At 65.1% G+C, this 15,759-nt stretch carries 15 protein-coding genes; 8 read left to right on the top strand and 7 right to left on the bottom strand.

Annotated elements, in window-relative coordinates; translation table 11 throughout:
• Positions 1–76 precede the first annotated feature (76 nt).
• The gene (locus LZ016_RS11450) at positions 77–1,987 is read left to right on the top strand and encodes a potassium transporter Kup (RefSeq protein ID WP_241447609.1); all 1,911 of its coding nucleotides are present in this window, start codon (positions 77–79) and stop codon (positions 1,985–1,987) included.
• A gap of 66 nt (positions 1,988–2,053) precedes the next feature.
• Positions 2,054–2,827 carry a sulfotransferase family 2 domain-containing protein gene (locus tag LZ016_RS11445; RefSeq protein WP_241447608.1) on the top strand — a complete coding sequence of 258 codons (774 nt, stop codon included), beginning with the start codon at positions 2,054–2,056 and terminating at the stop codon, positions 2,825–2,827.
• On the opposite strand, the gene LZ016_RS11440 is transcribed toward LZ016_RS11445, so the two are convergent.
• Positions 2,824–3,078 (bottom strand): 4a-hydroxytetrahydrobiopterin dehydratase, encoded by a 255-nt coding sequence (locus LZ016_RS11440; protein ID WP_241447607.1) that lies wholly within the window; start codon positions 3,076–3,078, stop codon positions 2,824–2,826. The genes LZ016_RS11445 and LZ016_RS11440 overlap by 4 nt on opposite strands.
• A 113-nt stretch (positions 3,079–3,191) precedes the next feature.
• Here LZ016_RS11440 and LZ016_RS11435 point away from each other — a divergent pair, with 113 nt between their 5' ends.
• From LZ016_RS11435 to LZ016_RS11425, 3 genes are all read left to right on the top strand, one after another.
• Positions 3,192–3,350, top strand: coding sequence for a hypothetical protein (locus LZ016_RS11435; RefSeq protein ID WP_241447606.1), 159 nt, complete (start codon positions 3,192–3,194; stop codon positions 3,348–3,350).
• A gap of 117 nt (positions 3,351–3,467) precedes the next feature.
• Positions 3,468–4,148 carry a winged helix-turn-helix domain-containing protein gene (locus LZ016_RS11430; protein ID WP_241447605.1) on the top strand — a complete coding sequence of 227 codons (681 nt, stop codon included), beginning with the start codon at positions 3,468–3,470 and terminating at the stop codon, positions 4,146–4,148.
• Positions 4,149–4,165: 17 nt separating this feature from the next.
• The gene (locus LZ016_RS11425; RefSeq protein ID WP_241447604.1) at positions 4,166–5,557 is read left to right on the top strand and encodes a HAMP domain-containing sensor histidine kinase; all 1,392 of its coding nucleotides are present in this window, start codon (positions 4,166–4,168) and stop codon (positions 5,555–5,557) included.
• Here the strand turns inward: LZ016_RS11425 and LZ016_RS11420 are convergent.
• Both LZ016_RS11420 and LZ016_RS11415 read right to left on the bottom strand, forming a co-directional pair.
• The gene (locus tag LZ016_RS11420) at positions 5,554–6,162 is read right to left on the bottom strand and encodes a DUF6445 family protein (protein WP_241447603.1); all 609 of its coding nucleotides are present in this window, start codon (positions 6,160–6,162) and stop codon (positions 5,554–5,556) included. The two genes, LZ016_RS11425 and LZ016_RS11420, sit on opposite strands and share 4 nt — an antisense overlap.
• Positions 6,163–6,259: 97 nt before the next feature.
• The gene (locus LZ016_RS11415; protein ID WP_241447602.1) at positions 6,260–6,745 is read right to left on the bottom strand and encodes a hypothetical protein; all 486 of its coding nucleotides are present in this window, start codon (positions 6,743–6,745) and stop codon (positions 6,260–6,262) included.
• Positions 6,746–6,837: 92 nt separating this feature from the next.
• On the opposite strand from LZ016_RS11415, the gene hppD reads away from it, so the two are divergent.
• Genes hppD through paaD form a run of 3 tightly spaced genes read left to right on the top strand, consistent with a single transcriptional unit; the run spans position 6,838 to position 9,606 of the window.
• Positions 6,838–7,926: a 4-hydroxyphenylpyruvate dioxygenase gene (gene hppD / locus LZ016_RS11410; RefSeq protein WP_241447601.1), complete on the top strand. Its 1,089-nt coding sequence runs from the start codon at positions 6,838–6,840 to the stop codon at positions 7,924–7,926.
• Between the two features lie 5 nt (positions 7,927–7,931).
• Positions 7,932–9,134 (top strand): 3-oxoadipyl-CoA thiolase, encoded by a 1,203-nt coding sequence (gene pcaF / locus LZ016_RS11405; RefSeq protein WP_241447600.1) that lies wholly within the window; start codon positions 7,932–7,934, stop codon positions 9,132–9,134.
• 10 nt (positions 9,135–9,144) lie between these two features.
• On the top strand, positions 9,145–9,606 hold the full coding sequence (gene paaD / locus LZ016_RS11400) for a 1,2-phenylacetyl-CoA epoxidase subunit PaaD (RefSeq protein ID WP_241447599.1): 462 nt from the start codon (positions 9,145–9,147) through the stop codon (positions 9,604–9,606).
• Here paaD and LZ016_RS11395 read toward each other — a convergent pair.
• Genes LZ016_RS11395 through LZ016_RS11380 form a run of 4 tightly spaced genes read right to left on the bottom strand, consistent with a single transcriptional unit; the run spans position 9,593 to position 15,748 of the window.
• Positions 9,593–10,594: a DUF2891 domain-containing protein gene (locus tag LZ016_RS11395; protein ID WP_241447598.1), complete on the bottom strand. Its 1,002-nt coding sequence runs from the start codon at positions 10,592–10,594 to the stop codon at positions 9,593–9,595. The genes paaD and LZ016_RS11395 overlap by 14 nt on opposite strands.
• Positions 10,591–11,544: a DUF979 domain-containing protein gene (locus tag LZ016_RS11390; protein ID WP_241447597.1), complete on the bottom strand. Its 954-nt coding sequence runs from the start codon at positions 11,542–11,544 to the stop codon at positions 10,591–10,593. The genes LZ016_RS11395 and LZ016_RS11390 overlap by 4 nt, the downstream gene beginning before the upstream one ends.
• Positions 11,541–12,212 (bottom strand): DUF969 domain-containing protein, encoded by a 672-nt coding sequence (locus LZ016_RS11385; RefSeq protein ID WP_241447596.1) that lies wholly within the window; start codon positions 12,210–12,212, stop codon positions 11,541–11,543. The genes LZ016_RS11390 and LZ016_RS11385 overlap by 4 nt, the downstream gene beginning before the upstream one ends.
• The gene (locus tag LZ016_RS11380; protein WP_241447595.1) at positions 12,209–15,748 is read right to left on the bottom strand and encodes a hydantoinase B/oxoprolinase family protein; all 3,540 of its coding nucleotides are present in this window, start codon (positions 15,746–15,748) and stop codon (positions 12,209–12,211) included. Before LZ016_RS11380 ends, LZ016_RS11385 begins: the two co-directional genes overlap by 4 nt.
• Positions 15,749–15,759 lie beyond the last annotated feature (11 nt).

Below are 15,759 nucleotides of genomic sequence, written 5' to 3'. Positions count from 1 at the left end.
CCACCGCCCTTTCTTAAGGGGGGAACGGCCTTAATCCACATGGAATCTTTATGGGGCTGAACCGCACATAGCGGCCATGGCTACTCTCGCACAAAAGTTCGATGCGCCGACAGACACTCATTATGAAATCCAGGGGCACAACCGCGCCGCGCTTACGCTCGGTGCGCTTGGCGTCGTCTTCGGCGACATCGGTACAAGCCCGCTCTACGCATTCCAGGCTACGCTAGATCCGCGCTACCATCTCAACTTGGTGGTAACCGACCTGTACGGGATCGCCAGCCTCATCTTCTGGTCGTTCGTTTTTGTCGTCACGATCAAATACGTCTTCATCGTCATGCGCTGCGACAATCGCGGCGAGGGCGGCAGTCTTGCGCTCTACTCGCTGATCCAGCGGCGTCTTGGTTCGGATGCCCTGCCGCGATGGCTGCTTGTCGCCGCATTGTTCGCGACCGCATTATTCTATGCCGACGCGATGCTGACGCCGGCCATCTCCGTGATCTCGGCGGTCGAGGGTCTCGGCGTCGTCAGCAGTGCGTTCAAGCCGTACATCGTCTGGATCGCACTCGCGATCCTGATCAGCCTGTTCGCGATTCAGCGGCACGGCACCGACCGCGTAGGCAAGCTGTTCGGCCCCGTCATGCTGCTCTATTTCGCCGTGATTGCCGCGATGGGGATCTCTCACATCGCCGGTCATCCGCAGGTATTTCGCGCTCTGAACCCCGTCTACATCTGGAGCTTCTTCCAGGCCCACCCGCTCTATTCATTCCTGTCGCTGGGGGCCGTGGTCTATGCGATCACGGGCACCGAGGCGCTATATGCGGACATGGGTCACTTCGGCCGGAAGCCGATCACGGCAGCGTGGCTGTACATCGTCCTGCCCGCGCTGGTTCTGAACTATCTCGGCCAGGCGGCGATGCTGATTCAGCATCCGGAATTCGTCGACAATCCGTTTTTCCGCATGGTGCCGCCTTCGCTGACGGTCCCGCTGCTTGTCATTGCGACCTTTGCGACCATCATCGCCAGCCAGGCCGTGATATCAGGCGCCTATTCGGTGACGCACCAGGCCATCCAGCTCGGCTTCCTTCCGCGGATGCGCATACTGCACACCTCGTCGAAAGCGATCGGACAGATTTATCTTCCCGGAGTGAACTGGGCGCTCGCGGCGATGGTCGGGCTGCTCGTCGTAGCGTTCGGCCATTCCTCCGCGATGCTGCCCGCCTACGGGCTGGCGGTCGTCGGCACCATGCTGATCACCACGCTGATGCAATATGTCGTGGTGTTCCGCATCTGGAAGCGGCCGCTGTGGCAGGCAGGCGTCGGATTCCTGTTCTTCATTGCCATCGACCTGGTCTTCATCGCTTCGGGGTCGGAGAAGCTGTTCGAAGGGGCCTGGTTCCCCATCGTGGTCGGCCTCGTCATTTTCACCTTGCTCTCCACCTGGGCAACGGGCCGCCGCCTGATGCGCGAACGGCTTGAGGAGGACGCGCTTCCGATCGACGTGTTCATCAAGTCGGCGGCTTCGGTGCATCGGGTGCGTGGAACTTCCGTCTTCCTCTCCACCTCCGCCGACAGCATCCCCTCCGCATTGTTGCACAATCTGAAGCACAACCAGGTGCTGCACGAGCGCGTCCTGATCCTCAACGTGAGGGTCGAGGACGTACCTCATGTCCCACCCAAGGAGCGGCTGGAGGTGCATGAGGCCGGCAGGGGCTTCTATCGCGTGATCCTCCACTACGGCTTCATGGACGAGGTCGACATACCCACCGACCTCACCCGCATCGAAACGTGCGGCGGCGGCTTCAACATGATGAGCACCAGCTTCTTCCTCGGCCGCCAGAAGCTGATAGCAGCCAAGGCTCAGCCGGGCATGGCGCTGTGGCGCGAGAAGCTGTTCGCCTGGATGATGAAGAGCAGCGAGAGCGCGATGGAATTCTTCAAGCTTCCGATCAATCGCGTCATCGAGCTCGGCAGCCAGCTGAGAATATGAGCGCCACGGCGTTAATATCGGTTAGAGAAAGCGTCGCTTCGCGGGCTCGAACGTTGTTGGGTCGAAATGGTGTCGCAACCATCGGTCCCCTTCCTCGCGTCCTTTCGCCGATCATGGCGGCGGCGCGTCAACGCGCACTTCAAGTTTGAGCTTGATGGGCGGCCCATCGCTTACTGCTATATCCGCAAGAACGCCTCCTCCGCATTCAAACGCATGATGCTCGACAAGCACGGCTATGATGGTCCGTGGAGCGGCGCCTTCGCGTTCATGAAGCAGAACTGCGGGGTCGGGTCGGTCGAAGATGTCCGCTCCGCCAGCTGGCGCGTCTACGTCTACCGCGACCCGTTCGAGCGCGCCGCGTCGCTCTTCCGCAACAAATTGGTGATGCAGAAGGACGCCGACGACCTTCTCGCCAACTTCGTCCGCGTGATGCACAGCGACCCGGAAGACGCGACCTTCACCGAGTTCGTGCGGTGGTACCTGCCCGCCAAATACGCCGACCCGCACGTCTGGGCGCAGTCGGATCACCTGCTGCCGGTCCATTACAATTGCGCCTGGTCGATGGCGTGTCTCCAGGACCATGCCCGCGAGATCTTCGGCCGCGAGATCGCCGACCGCTATTTCCTGATGCCCGCCAACCAATCTTCAGAGCATCTTTTCAACGACCCGAGCGAGGACGTTCCGGTGCGCGAGCTCCGGCAGCATTACGACCGTACAGGCGAGCTCCCGGGCGTGCGCGCGCTCAGGAACAATGAGACGTCGCGCATGATCCACGACCTCTACGAGCGCGACTATGAGCTGGAATCCTCGGTTCAGAAATCGCAGCCGGCGCTGGCCTAGACCAGGCGGTTGATCGCCTCCGCCAGCTTCACGTCACGCTCGGTAACCCCGTCCGAATCGTGACTGATCAGGCGGAAGTCGACGCGATTCCACACGCTCGTGAACTCGGGATGGTGATCGACCTTCTCCGCATGCAGGGCCACGCGCGTGAGGAAGGCGAACGCTTCGGAGAAGTCCTTGAACTTTATGGTTCTGACGAGTGCCTTGCCGCCCTCTTCGATCGACCAGCCGTCCGGAGCTTCCATCTTCATTCCTTCCCGCCAAAACGCATGAACAAGTTTTCATGCGCCCGCCACCCGCGCGAAATAGCCGATGCTTTAGTCAGCTTTCCACCGGCGACGTGCCGGCACCAGGAGAGTAGCACATGAATAAACCGCTCATTGCTTCCTTCGTCGCGCTCGGCCTGATGGCCGGCCCGGCCCTCGCGGCCAACACCGCCAAGGCTCCGACGACCACGGCGAAGGCCAAGCACTCCCACGCCAAGAAGCAGAACGTCAAAGAAGACACGTCCAAGGCCAAGTAATTCCGTCCGCGCAATTCCTCTCCGCCCGGCGCTACCCCCCTTTCTCCTCGAGGCGCCGGGCGGCCCCCCATATTGCCGGGGCGGCCGGCTGCGTCGTATGAAACCGCGGGAGTGCCCATGGGCCGCAAGATCCTGATCATCGAAGACGACGCCGAAACCGCGGACTACCTGTCGCGCGGGCTGACGCAGGAAGGCCATTCGGTCGAGCAGGTCGGGAACGGCCAGGACGGCCTGTACCTCGCGACGGATGGAAGCTTCGACCTCATCATTCTCGACCGGATGGTTCCGGTCCTCGACGGCCTCTCCCTCCTGAAGGCGCTTCGTGCCGCCAAGGTCGAAACGCCCGTCCTGATCCTGTCCGCCCTCGCCTCGGTCGGCGATCGCATCGAGGGCCTTGAATCCGGCTCCGACGACTATCTCGTAAAGCCCTTTTCCTTCGCCGAGCTGCTGGCGCGAACCAATGCGCTCCTTCGCCGCCGCGAGGCGCGCGTCGCCGCCGATCCGCGGCTCACCGTCGGCGACCTCGAGATCGACCCGATGGCCCGAACCGTGAAGCGCGCGGGCAAGAAGATCGAGCTGAAGCCGAGGGAATATCTCCTCCTCGAATATTTCGCTCGAAACGAGGGTCGGGTCGTCACCCGGACCATGCTTCTGGAGCAGGTCTGGGACTATCACTTCGATCCTGGCACAAATGTCATCGACGTCCACGTCAGCCGCCTCCGGCGCAAGCTCGAGGACGGGTTCGAACGGCCGCTGCTGCACACCGTACGCGGCGCGGGTTACATGCTCGCCGCCTGAGCGTAGGCTGGCGCTCAATGTCGACGACGCTTCGGATCGCCCTCCTGGCGGGCTTGCTCGCCCTTGCGTCGAACCTGGCGATCATCGGCTTCATCCACCTGCAGACGCGCGATGAGATCGTCGGCACTTTGCGGCGGCAGGTGGCCGAAGAATCCGCGTCGATGGCCGACGTGTACGAGGCGCACGGTCTCGCGGGGCTAAAGCAGGAAATCTCCAATTCCGTGGAGGTCGGCGATCCGCAGCTCGCGGTCGCAGTCCTGGACCGCAGTGGACGGCCGGTCTTCGGCAACGTGGATGCGATGCTGCAGCCGAAAGCCCCGCTATCGGCAAGCGTCCGCACCGCCTTGCTGAAGATCAGCGACGAGCAGACCCCACTGGAAGCCACCGTCAGCCTGCGCCGCCTGTCGGCCGGAGCATGGCTCCTGAACGGACGCACCGTGCCCGAGGGAGTCAGCCTGCGCGACACGCTGGAACGTTCCTTGTGGGTAGCGCTCGTCGTTTCCGTCGTCCTTGGCCTGCTGTGCGGGCTGTTGCTCGGCCAATATGTCGACCGCCGAGTGCGCGAGATCGCTCGTGTCGCCGACCGCATCAGCGGCGGAGACATGTCCCGCCGCGTGCCTGAGACGGGCGCGAAGGACTCGTTCGAAGAGCTCGGGCGCCAGATCAACCACATGCTCGACCGCATCTCGACGCTGATGAGCGAGCTGCGGATGCTGACCGACAGTCTGGCGCACGACCTTCGCTCGCCAGTCGGCCGGCTCCGTGCGGCTGCCGACGCGGCCTTGTCGGCAAAGACCGGCGAGGAGCGCGACCAAATGCTCGGCGCGGTCATTCGACAGTCGGACTCGCTGATGCGCATTCTGTCCACGGCGCTGGAGATCGCGCGTTCCGAGGCCTTCACCAGCCAGAACCAGTTCTCCTGGTTCGATCCGGCGCAGCTCGCCGAGGAGCTGGTCGAGATGTACGAGCCGCTCGCCGAGGAGGGCGGCGCCGTGGTCACGCTCGACCGCGCCAAGATGATCCTGCCGATCTTCGGGCATCGCCAGCTGCTCGCCCAGGCGCTCAGCAACCTTATCGAGAACGCCATCAAATATGCTTCGTCCGGCGAGGCCATCGCGGTGGTCGTGCGAGACGAGGACTCCACCCTCAGCCTTGGAGTTGCCGACCGCGGTCCCGGCATTCCGGAGGAGCTGCGCAGCGAGGCGCGCCGGCGCTTCGGCCGGCTCGACCCGAGCCGCACCGCCGAAGGCGCAGGCCTCGGCCTCTCGCTGGTTCAGGCGATCGCCCATCTCCATCAGGGCGAGCTGGTGCTTGCTGACAACGCGCCCGGACTGATTGCTTTGCTTCAACTTCCGATCCGTGGACGGGGCGAAAACGTCGAACCGCCGGGGGCGATTCCGCCGCGCTAGACCTCGTCGGCGCGGCGGAAGAACATCACGTAGATCAGGCGTCCGTTCTCGACGCTGTCGCCGAAGCCCGGTCCGGACGTGTGCCAATATTGCGGCTGAAGCAGGACGAGCCGGTTGAACTTCATCGATATGGATGTCGTCCGCTCCCACTCGGACGGGTCGAGCGCGTCCTTGTCCACGACTTCGCGCTGCAGATGCCCGTACGAATGGAAGCCGACCGCCTGAAGCGCCTCGAGAGTCTTCGGCACGCTCTCCATGCCGGTCCGGCGGTGACGGTAGAATTCCGTCCCGGCGCGGCTATCCTCGTCCAGGCTGAGATAGAGGATGCCCGACCAGTGGCTGGGATCGATGTGGATCTTCCCCGGCTCGGAATCGGACGCCAGCGCTAGCCGGCAATGGCCGTGCGAGCCCGGCGGCCGCATCGCCCGAACCGGCTCGCGCAGGATCGCCGATGCCGCATCGTCGAGGCCCGGAATGGGGATCTGCTCGACCGAATTGCGGCCGGGATAGGGGCCTTTCAGCGAGTAGTCGAGCTTGAGCGCAGCGGCTCGGAGTGCCTCGGCATTGCCAAGGAAATCGTCGACCACCACCAACGCGGTACCCATGCCTTAAAGGCATAGGTGAGGCCTGCTTGGCGCTGAGCGGAATTAGACCAATGTCGGTTCGCCGCCGATGAACGTCCGGCTCATTCGACGAACGGCATCACTTCTTGTTCGGGATGTACGCGACCTGCCCGACGTCGGTCCATGGACCGGCGTTGACCGACTTTTCCTGGCGGATGCCCACGCCGGTTGTCGTCGGCCAGATGTAGCTGCGGGTCTGCACGAAACCGTCCTTGGTTTGCATCTGCCCAAGGCAGGTGAGGCCCTTCTCCGAATTGGCGTAGCAGGGCTCCGTCCGCCCCCGTCCGGAATCGTCATATTGCTGATAGGTGTAGCGGCCGTCGGCGGCCGAATAGCCGAGGATGGCGATGCTGTGGTGCGTTCCGTGGCGCCGGTCGTCCGTGTCGCAGACGACGAAGCTGCGGCTGTCGAACCAGGTGCAATGGTCGCGATATTTCCCTTCGTAGCCGCTGATGGTCCAGTCGCCGGCGATGAACGACAGCTGCTGCTCCACCTCGGGCGGATGAACGCCCGCAACGGCCGGCGATGCCAGTATGCCGAGCAGTCCGATGGTCAGTGTGCGCATTCTCAAGTCCCCTTTCGTTGAAAACTACTGCTCGCAGCCAATCTTGCAATGGAACGGCCGCAAGAGCAGTTGGGCCGCGAAGGAGATCATCCATGGCTACCCAAGTCGCCGAGAAGGGTCCTCTCGGCCTTGAGAACCCGATGGGCACAGACGGCTTCGAGTTCGTCGAATATACAGCCCCCGACATCGCTCTTTTGCGCGACCTGTTCACGAAGATGGGCTTCCCCGAGGTCGCCCGGCACAAGAGCAAGGACGTCACGCTGCACAAGCAGGGCGACTGCAACTTCATCATCAATGCCGAGCCCGGCAGCTATGCCGAGCAATATGCCCGCGACCACGGGCCGAGCGCCTGTGCGATGGCGTTCCGGTTCAAGGATGCGGAGGCCGCGCACGAGCGCGCGCTGAGCCTCGGTGCGACCAACGTCGATGTGAACGTCGGCGACGGCGAGCTCGACATCCCGGCCATCGAGGGCATCGGCGGCTCGCGCCTGTTCTTCGTCGATCGCTACGGCAGCAACGGCTCGATCTACGACGTCGACTTCGACTTCCATCCCGACTGGCGGGAGCGGATGGCGCAGGCGGATTCCAAGCTCACCTACATCGACCACCTCACGCACAACGTGAACCGCGGCAACATGAAGACGTGGGCCGAATTCTACGAGAAGCTCTTCAACTTCCGCGAGATCCGCTACTTCGACATCGAGGGGAAGGTCACCGGCCTCTTCTCGAAGGCGATGACCTCGCCCTGCGGCAAGATCCGCATCCCGCTCAACGAGAGCCAGGACGAAAAGAGCCAGATCGAGGAGTTCCTGCGCGAGTATAAGGGCGAGGGCATCCAGCACATCGCGCTCGGGACCTCCGACATCTACACGAGCGTAGACGTCATCCGCGACCGCGGCATTCCCTTCCAGGACACGCCCGACACCTATTACGAGATGCTTCCGGACCGCATCAAAGGCCATGAGGAAAGCATTCCCGAGCTCGAGAAGCGCCGCATTCTGATGGACGGCGCACCGACCGAAGGACAGGGCCTGCTTCTGCAGATCTTCACTCAGAACGTGATCGGGCCGATCTTCTTCGAGATCATCCAGCGCAAGGGCAACGAGGGCTTCGGCGAGGGCAACTTCAAGGCGCTCTTCGAAAGCATCGAGCTCGACCAGATGCGCCGTGGAGTGATTTGAGCCGGATGACCGAAGCCTTTATTTGCGATGCCATCCGCACGCCGATCGGGCGGTATGCGGGCGCTCTCTCGTCCGTTCGCGCCGATGACCTCGCCGCGATTCCGATCAAGGCGCTGATCGACCGCAACTCGGGCGTCGACTGGGGCGAGCTCGACGACGTGATCCTCGGCTGCGCCAACCAGGCGGGCGAGGACAACCGCAACCTCGCGCGCATGGCGGGCTTGCTCGCCGGGCTTCCCGACAGCTCCGGCGGCGTCACGCTCAACCGCCTGTGCGGCTCGGGCCTCGACGCGGTCGCGATGGCTGCGCGGGCCATCCGCGGCGGAGAGTCCGACCTGATCATCGCCGGCGGCTCGGAAAGCATGAGCCGCGCCCCATTCGTCATGGCCAAGGCGACCAGCGCCTTCGACCGCAATGCGGAGATGTACGACACGACCATTGGCTGGCGCTTCGTCAATCCGAAGATGAAGGCCGCGTACGGCGACGACACCATGCCGAGCACCGGCGAGAACGTCGCGCAGGACTTCCAGGTCAGCCGCGAGGACCAGGACGCCTTCGCGCTCCGCAGCCAGGAAAAGGCCGCCGCGGCCCAGGCCAACGGCCGCCTCGCTGCCGAAATCGTCGGCGTCGAAATCCCGCAGCGCAAAGGCGATCCCGTCGTCGTCGACCGAGACGAGCACCCCCGCGCGACCACGCTCGAAGCGCTCGCAAAGCTGAAGCCGATCGTCCGTCCCGACGGCACCGTGACCGCCGGCAACGCGTCGGGCGTCAACGACGGTGCCGCGGCGCTCATCATCGCCTCCGAAGAAGCGGCCAAGCGCAACGGCCTTACCCCCCGCGCCCGCGTCCTCGGTGCCGCGGTCGCTGGCGTCCCGCCCCGCATCATGGGCATCGGCCCAGCACCAGCCTCCGAGAAGCTGACCAAGCGCCTTGGCATCAAGATCGCCGACTTCGACGTGATCGAGCTTAACGAAGCCTTTGCCGCCCAAGGCTTGGCCGTCCTGCGCCAGCTCGGCATTGCCGACGACGATGCGCGCGTGAACCCCAACGGCGGCGCCATCGCCCTCGGCCATCCGCTCGGCATGTCCGGGGCCCGCCTCGCGCTCACCGCGACCGAAGAGCTTCAGCGCAACGGCGGGAAGCTCGCCCTCGCGACCATGTGCATTGGCGTCGGCCAAGGCATCGCGCTGGCGCTCGAACGGGTGTAATAGCTGCGCCATGAGCGACGTCGCTGTGCGGGACGAGGCGGCGATCATGGCCGTGCTCGATCATGTGATGGATCCGGAGATTCCGGTCGTCTCGATCACCGATCTCGGCATCGTGCGCGGTTTCGCACCCAACCCGCCGCGAGTCCTTCTGACGCCCACCTACACCGGCTGTCCCGCGACGATCGCCATCGAGCACCTCGTGCGCGAGGCGCTGGATGCGGCCGGGCTCGACGACGTTCACATCGAGCGGGTGCTCTTCCCGCCCTGGACGACCGAATGGATCAGCGAGCGCGGGCGCCGGCAGCTCAGGGCCTACGGGATCGATCCCCCACATCCGGAGGCGCAGGCGGTCTGCCCGCAATGCGGTTCAAGCGACACGGTGGAGGTCAGCCGCTTCGGCTCGACGCCGTGCAAGGCTCAGTGGCGGTGCAATGCCTGCCTGGAGCCGTTCGACCGCTTCAAGTGTCACTAGCGAGCAGCGCGAGAAGCGCAAACGTTGCGAGCCAGTGCTCGCCCATATAATCCCCCGCCACGTGCGGCATCGCCGAGGCGAGATGCGCTTCGGCGGTGTCGTAGGCGAGCTGTGAGTCCTCCGGCAGCAGCGGCGCGAGGCTGATCCAGCACCAGGCGCGGCTGAGGTTCAGCCCGTCGAGATGCGCGATCTTGCCGTCGCTGCGGTCGCTGACCGTCGCAGGCATGAACAGCGATGCCGGCTCCCCGCAATCGACGCGCGGCAGGAAGCCGCTGAACCAGCCGTGGAACTCCGGCTCCGTCAGCACGCGCGCCATGCACAAAGCTTCGATCAGCGCGGGCGACAGGAACTCGTCGCCGCCCGGCTCCCACGCTTGGCAGTCGCGATCGTTCTCGAACCAGTGCTTCGATCGCTCGCAGATTGCCTCCGCCAGCGGCTCGTCGAACTCCTCCGCCCATTCGAGCGAGAGCACCAACGCGAACGCGGTATTGAAATGCGTGCCGACGCGGATGGGGTAGGTCAGGACCTGCAGATGCTCGCGAAGCCGATTGGCGAACGCCCGCGCCAATGGCTCCAGCTCGGCAGCCCAGCTTGCATCGGCGTGCCGCGATGCTTCGAGATGGAGCTGCAGCAGCCACGCCCAGCCATAGGGCCGCTCGAACCCCTTGCTCAGCGGCCGGTCGAGATAGGCGCGCTCGACTTCCACCTTTTCCGCGGTGAAGCTCTGGTCGGCGAGCTTCTCGATCGCCCGCGCCTCGTCCGTATCGGGGAACAGACGCCGCAGCGTCAGCAGCGTCCACCAGCCGTGAACGCAACTGTGCCAGTCGAAGCTGCCGTAGAAGATGGGGTGCAGCACGTGCGGCGGAAGCGCGTCCTCGTCGGACCCGAGCACATGGTCGAGCTTGTGCGGATATTCCTGCCGCACGTGGCCGAGCGCGATCCTCGCGAAACGCGCGGCAGTGTCCGAGTCGAGGCTGAAGCGGCTCATCGGAAGGCCGCGAAATACAGGATTAGGATGTTTACTGCGAGCAGCGGCAGCGCGGTCGGGATTTGCGCCCGGATCACGCCATACTGATCCTTCAGCTCCAGCAACGCCGCGGGCACCAGATTGAAGTTGGCCGCCATCGGGGTCATCAACGTCCCGCAGAAGCCCGCGAGCATGCCGACGGCTCCGACCACCGCGGGATCGCCTCCATACGCCTGAATGAGCAGCGGCACGCCGATCGCCGCCGCCATCACCGGGAAAGCAGCGAAGGCATTCCCCATGATCATCGTGAACAGGACCATTCCAAACGCGAACACGAGCACCGTCAGGAAGATGCTGCCCTTCGGAATGACCGACTGTGTCAGGTCCCCGATGATCGTCCCGACACCCGCCGCGGCGAAGAGCACGCCCAGCGCCGCCAGCATCTGCGGAAGCACCGCGGCCCAGCCGATCGCGTCGATCAGACGGCGGCCTTCCTGCAAGGGCGCCAGCACGGGCGCGCGAAGCCAGGCATAGATCGTTGCGAGCGCCAGCAAGGCGCCCAGGCAGAGGAACACGTACGTCTCGCGCTTCGCCTCGATCCAGCCGAGTGAGCCCACGGACGTGTAGTTGTAGACGAGCGTACCGATCAGCGCGGTCGCGGGAATGATGAGCGCGGGCAGGAAAAGCTTGTTGCCCAGCTCCGCCGACCAGCTCACGCGCTCTCCTTCGCTGGTGGTCGCCGGATGGCTTCGGCCGATGAAGCCGAAGCCGCCCAGCGCCGCCAGCCCGAGCACCAGCAGGCCGTTGCCGAAATCGCCGATGACATCGCCGCCGAGCAGGCTCAGCGCCATCAATCCCCAGAACGCCGAATTGCCCAGCCGCTTGGGGTTCGACCTGTCGCGGACGCTGAGCAAGGCAAAGGCCGCGAACATCGCTCCGGCGAGCGCATAGAGCCAGTGCAGCGTGATCATTTGCGCGTCCGGCCCAGCTTGCGGTCGAGCAGCAGAAGCCGCGTCCCGTGGATGATGAAGGCCGCGATCGCGCTCGGGACCGCCCACAGGGCCAGGTGCAGCGGCGACAGATTGTATCCGTAAGTGATCAGCGTCTGCTGGATCAGGACGATCGAGCCGATCGCGATGAAGATGTCCTCGCCGAAGAACAGGCCGATATTGTCGGTCGCGGCCGACGTCGCCTTCACTTTCTCGGCGGTCTCCTCATCCACTTCGCCATGCTGCTGCTCAGCCGCGGCAAGGGCCATCGGCGCCACGAGTGGCCGAACCGTTTGCGGGTGACCTGCAATGCTCGTCAGTCCCAGCGCAGCGGTGATCTGCCGCAGGCCCAAATAAAGCAGCAGCAATCGCCCGACGGTGGCCGCCTTCATCTTGCGGATGACTGCCGCCGCCTGCTGCTGCAGCCCGTAGCGTTCGAGCGCACCGATGACCGGCAGGACGATCCACACGATCGCGATGATGCGGTTGTCGTTGAACGCCTTGCCGAAAGTCGCAATGACCTTGTGCAGGTCCATGCCGCCGAGCAGCCCGGTGACGATGGCCGACACGGTCACCACCAGCATCGCGTTCATCCGCAGCGCGAAGCCGAGGACGACGAGCAATATGCCCAGCAGCGGCCAATAGCTCATGCGCGCGCTCCGAAGCCGCCGCCGCCCGGCGTCTCGATGACGAAGCGGTCGCCCGGCTGCATCTCCGCCGCGTCGGTGGCCGTCAGCTGCTCGCTGCTCCCGTCGACACGCTCCACCCAGTTGCGGCCTGGCAGTGCATCGCCGCCGCCGGCGAGGCCCTTCGGTGCAACGCGCCGGCGGTTGGCGAGCATGTTCGCGCGCATCGGCTCAAGGAAACGTACGTCGCGCACGACCCCGTCGCCGCCCCGGTGCAGCCCTTCGCCGCCGGAGCGACGCCGGATCGCGAACCGCTCCAGCCGGACCGGCAGGCGCGTCTCCAGCACTTCGGGATCGGTCAGCCGGCTGTTCGTCATGTGCGTCTGCACGGCGCTCGTCCCGTCGTGGTCAGGTCCGGCACCCGACCCGCCGGCAATCGTCTCATAATATTGGTGGCGCGCGTTGCCGAAGGTGAAATTGTTCATCGTCCCCTGGCTCGGCGCGAGCCGCCCGGTCGCGGCGAACAAGGTGTCGGTGACCACCTGGCTCGTCTCGACGTTCCCGGCGACGACTGCCGCCGGATAGCGAGGCGACAGCATGCAGCCGTCCGGCACGACCAGCCTGATCGGACGAAGGCACCCGTCGTTCATAGGGATTGGATCGTCGACGAGCGTGCGCACGACGTAAAGCGAGGCCGCGCGCACTATCGAATAAGGCGCGTTGAAATTGTCAGGCAGCTGTGCGCTCGTTCCGGTGAAGTCGAACGTTGCGGAGCGGCTTGCCTTGTCGATGGCGATCTTCACGGCGACGCGCGCACCATTGTCCATCTCATATTCGAACCCGCCATCGTCGAGTCTGTCCAGCAACCGCCGCACGGATTCTTCGGCATTCGCGAGGACATGCCGCATGTAGGCGGCGATCACGTCAGGACCGTAATCGCGCGCCGTCGCCGCAAGCACTTCCGCGCCCCGCACGCATGCCGCCAGCTGCGCCTTCAGGTCGGAAATGTTGCGATCGATGTTGCGCGCCGGCCATTCGCCCAGGCCGAGCAGCGCACGGATCTCGGGGTCGCGGAAATGCCCCTCATCCACGAGCAGCACATTGTCGATCAGCACGCCTTCTTGGTCGATCGAGCGGCTGTCCGGCGGCATCGATCCCGGCGCGATCCCGCCGATGTCGGCATGGTGCCCGCGTGCCGCGACGAACGCCGACGGTTCGTCTTCGCCGCCGTAGAACACCGGCACGATCACCGTGATGTCGGGCAAGTGCGTCCCGCCGCGATAGGGGTCGTTCAGCACATAGGCATCGCCGCGCCTAATTCCGCGGCCGTCGCGATTGCCGCCGCGCGTTTCGATGATCGTGCGGATGCTCTCGCCCATCGACCCCAAGTGCACGGGGATGTGCGGTGCATTGGCAATCAACGCGCCCTCTGCGTCGAAGATCGCGCAGGAGAAGTCGAGCCGCTCCTTGATGTTCACAGACGTCGCCGTGGACTGCAGCGCAACGCCCATCTCCTCGGCGATCGCCATGAACAGATTGTTGAAGATCTCAAGCATCACCGGATCGGCGTCGGTGCCGATCGCATGCGCGCGTTGGACGGGCGTGGGACGCGTGAGGACGAGCGTTCCGTCCTCGATCCGTGCGGCTCTCCAGCCGTGTTCGACCACGGTGACAGACGAGCGGTCCGTGACGAGCGCCGGTCCTTCGACGCGCTGCTCGCCAGATAAGCCGTTACGCGCGAAGACCTTCCAATCGCCAAAGTCGCGCGGTTCAGCGCCACCGCCCGGCGGCTGCGTGAAAACCGCCTCGGTCCCGGTAGGTGCGACCGCCTCGACGATCAGCGCATCGACGATGACCTCGCCCGCCTCGTCAACATAGCCGAACCGCTTGCGGTGAAGATCGGAGAAGGTCTCGCGCATTTGCGTCTCTGGTCCGACCTCGACTTCCAGCGTCGTGTCGCTTCCGGCGAGCCGCAGCCGCGCACGACGATGAAGCTCGACGCGGTCGCGTTCGACGCCCTGCTCGATCAGTGCCTCGGTCGCGGCATCTTCCAGCACCTGCAGGGGCAGGGAAAAGTCCTCGCTCAGCGGCTTCACGACGCCAGCCTCGCGGATCGCCTTCACGTCCGCCAGGCCGATCCCATAGGCCGACAGGAGGCTCGCTAGCGGGTGCACGAGAATGCGCTCAATGCCGAGCGAGTCCGCCACACGGCACGCATGCTGGCCGCCCGCTCCGCCGAAGCTCACCAGGGTGTAGCGCCTGACGTCATGGCCGCGCGCGATCGAGATCTTGCGGATCGCGTTGGCCATGTTGTCGACGGCAATGCGCAGGAAGCCTTCCGCAATCTCGGCAAGCTCCATGCGCCGCCCGAGCGCCCGCTCCACATGGTCCGCGACTTCCCGCAGCCGCGCCTCGGACGCTGCCGGGTCGAGGCGCTCGTCGCCCTGCGGTCCGAACACGGCCGGGAATTCGTTGGGGACGATGCGGCCCAGGAACAGGTTGCAGTCGGTAACGGTCAAAGGCCCACCGCCCCGGTAAGACGCGGGTCCCGGCTTCGCGCCCGCGGACTCCGGGCCCACGCGAAACCGCATGCCGTCGAAACGGCACACCGATCCGCCACCGGCAGCGACAGTGTGGATCTGCATCATCGGCGCGCGGATGCGCACGCCCGCGACCGTACTCTCGTCCGCCAGCTCGTAGCGGCCGGCAAAATGCGAGACGTCCGTCGACGTGCCGCCCATGTCGAAGCCGATCAGCCGGTCTTCGCCGGACGCCGTGACCATGCCGACAACGCCGCCGGCCGGGCCGGACAGGATGGCGTCCTTACCGCGGAAGGCGCCCGCGTCGGTCAGGCCGCCGTTCGACTGCATGAACTGCAGCTTCGTTCCTGGCGGCAATCCTCCCGCGACCCGGTCGACGTACCGCCGCAGGATCGGCGAGAGATAGGCGTCGACGACCGTCGTATCGCCGCGTCCGATCAGCTTGATCAGCGGCGCGACCTCGTGGCTGACGGAGACCTGCTCGAAGCCGAGCTCCCGCGCGATATCGGCCACGCGCCGCTCATGCTCCCCGAACTTCCAGCCATGCATCAGCACGATCGCCAGCGCGTCGATGCCGGTGTCACGCACGCGCTTCAGCTCCGCCCGCGCCGCCTCCTCATCGAGCGGCGTGACGATCTCGCCGCCTGCCCCGACCCGCTCCGCGATCTCGATCACGGCCTCATAGGGCTGATCCGGCAATACGATATGCCGCGCGAAGATGTCCGGCCGCGCCTGGTATCCGATGCGCAGGGCGTCCCCGAACCCGCGCGTGATCGCCAGCGCCACCCGGGCGCCCTTACGCTCCAGCAAGGCGTTGGTCGCGACCGTCGTGCCCATGCGCACTTCGCCGAGCTCTCCGCTTTCCTCCGCGACGATGCGCCGGATGCCTTCCAGCGCGGCATCGTCATACTGACCCGGGTTCTCCGACAGCAGCTTCTCGGTCCGGAAGTTGCCGCTCTCGTCCCAGGCGATGACGTCCGTGAACGTCCCGCCCCGGTCTATCGCGAAATGCCACGCCACCTGCGTTCACA

The organism is Sphingomonas telluris, assembly GCF_022568775.1.
GTDB classification, from domain to species: Bacteria; Pseudomonadota; Alphaproteobacteria; order Sphingomonadales; family Sphingomonadaceae; genus Sphingomicrobium; species Sphingomicrobium telluris.
This window is presented reverse-complemented; position numbering and strand designations above follow the sequence as displayed.

Bases quoted from the DNA above. Each gene is read 5' to 3' on its own strand.
- LZ016_RS11450 (WP_241447609.1), top strand. From the start codon at position 77: ATGGCTACTCTCGCACAAAAGTTCGATGCGCCGACAGACACTCATTAT.
- LZ016_RS11445 (WP_241447608.1), top strand. From the start codon at position 2,054: ATGGTGTCGCAACCATCGGTCCCCTTCCTCGCGTCCTTTCGCCGATCA.
- LZ016_RS11440 (WP_241447607.1), bottom strand. From the start codon at position 3,078: ATGAAGATGGAAGCTCCGGACGGCTGGTCGATCGAAGAGGGCGGCAAG.
- LZ016_RS11435 (WP_241447606.1), top strand. From the start codon at position 3,192: ATGAATAAACCGCTCATTGCTTCCTTCGTCGCGCTCGGCCTGATGGCC.
- LZ016_RS11430 (WP_241447605.1), top strand. From the start codon at position 3,468: ATGGGCCGCAAGATCCTGATCATCGAAGACGACGCCGAAACCGCGGAC.
- LZ016_RS11425 (WP_241447604.1), top strand. From the start codon at position 4,166: ATGTCGACGACGCTTCGGATCGCCCTCCTGGCGGGCTTGCTCGCCCTT.
- LZ016_RS11420 (WP_241447603.1), bottom strand. From the start codon at position 6,162: ATGGGTACCGCGTTGGTGGTGGTCGACGATTTCCTTGGCAATGCCGAG.
- LZ016_RS11415 (WP_241447602.1), bottom strand. From the start codon at position 6,745: ATGCGCACACTGACCATCGGACTGCTCGGCATACTGGCATCGCCGGCC.
- hppD (WP_241447601.1), top strand. From the start codon at position 6,838: ATGGCTACCCAAGTCGCCGAGAAGGGTCCTCTCGGCCTTGAGAACCCG.
- pcaF (WP_241447600.1), top strand. From the start codon at position 7,932: ATGACCGAAGCCTTTATTTGCGATGCCATCCGCACGCCGATCGGGCGG.
- paaD (WP_241447599.1), top strand. From the start codon at position 9,145: ATGAGCGACGTCGCTGTGCGGGACGAGGCGGCGATCATGGCCGTGCTC.
- LZ016_RS11395 (WP_241447598.1), bottom strand. From the start codon at position 10,594: ATGAGCCGCTTCAGCCTCGACTCGGACACTGCCGCGCGTTTCGCGAGG.
- LZ016_RS11390 (WP_241447597.1), bottom strand. From the start codon at position 11,544: ATGATCACGCTGCACTGGCTCTATGCGCTCGCCGGAGCGATGTTCGCG.
- LZ016_RS11385 (WP_241447596.1), bottom strand. From the start codon at position 12,212: ATGAGCTATTGGCCGCTGCTGGGCATATTGCTCGTCGTCCTCGGCTTC.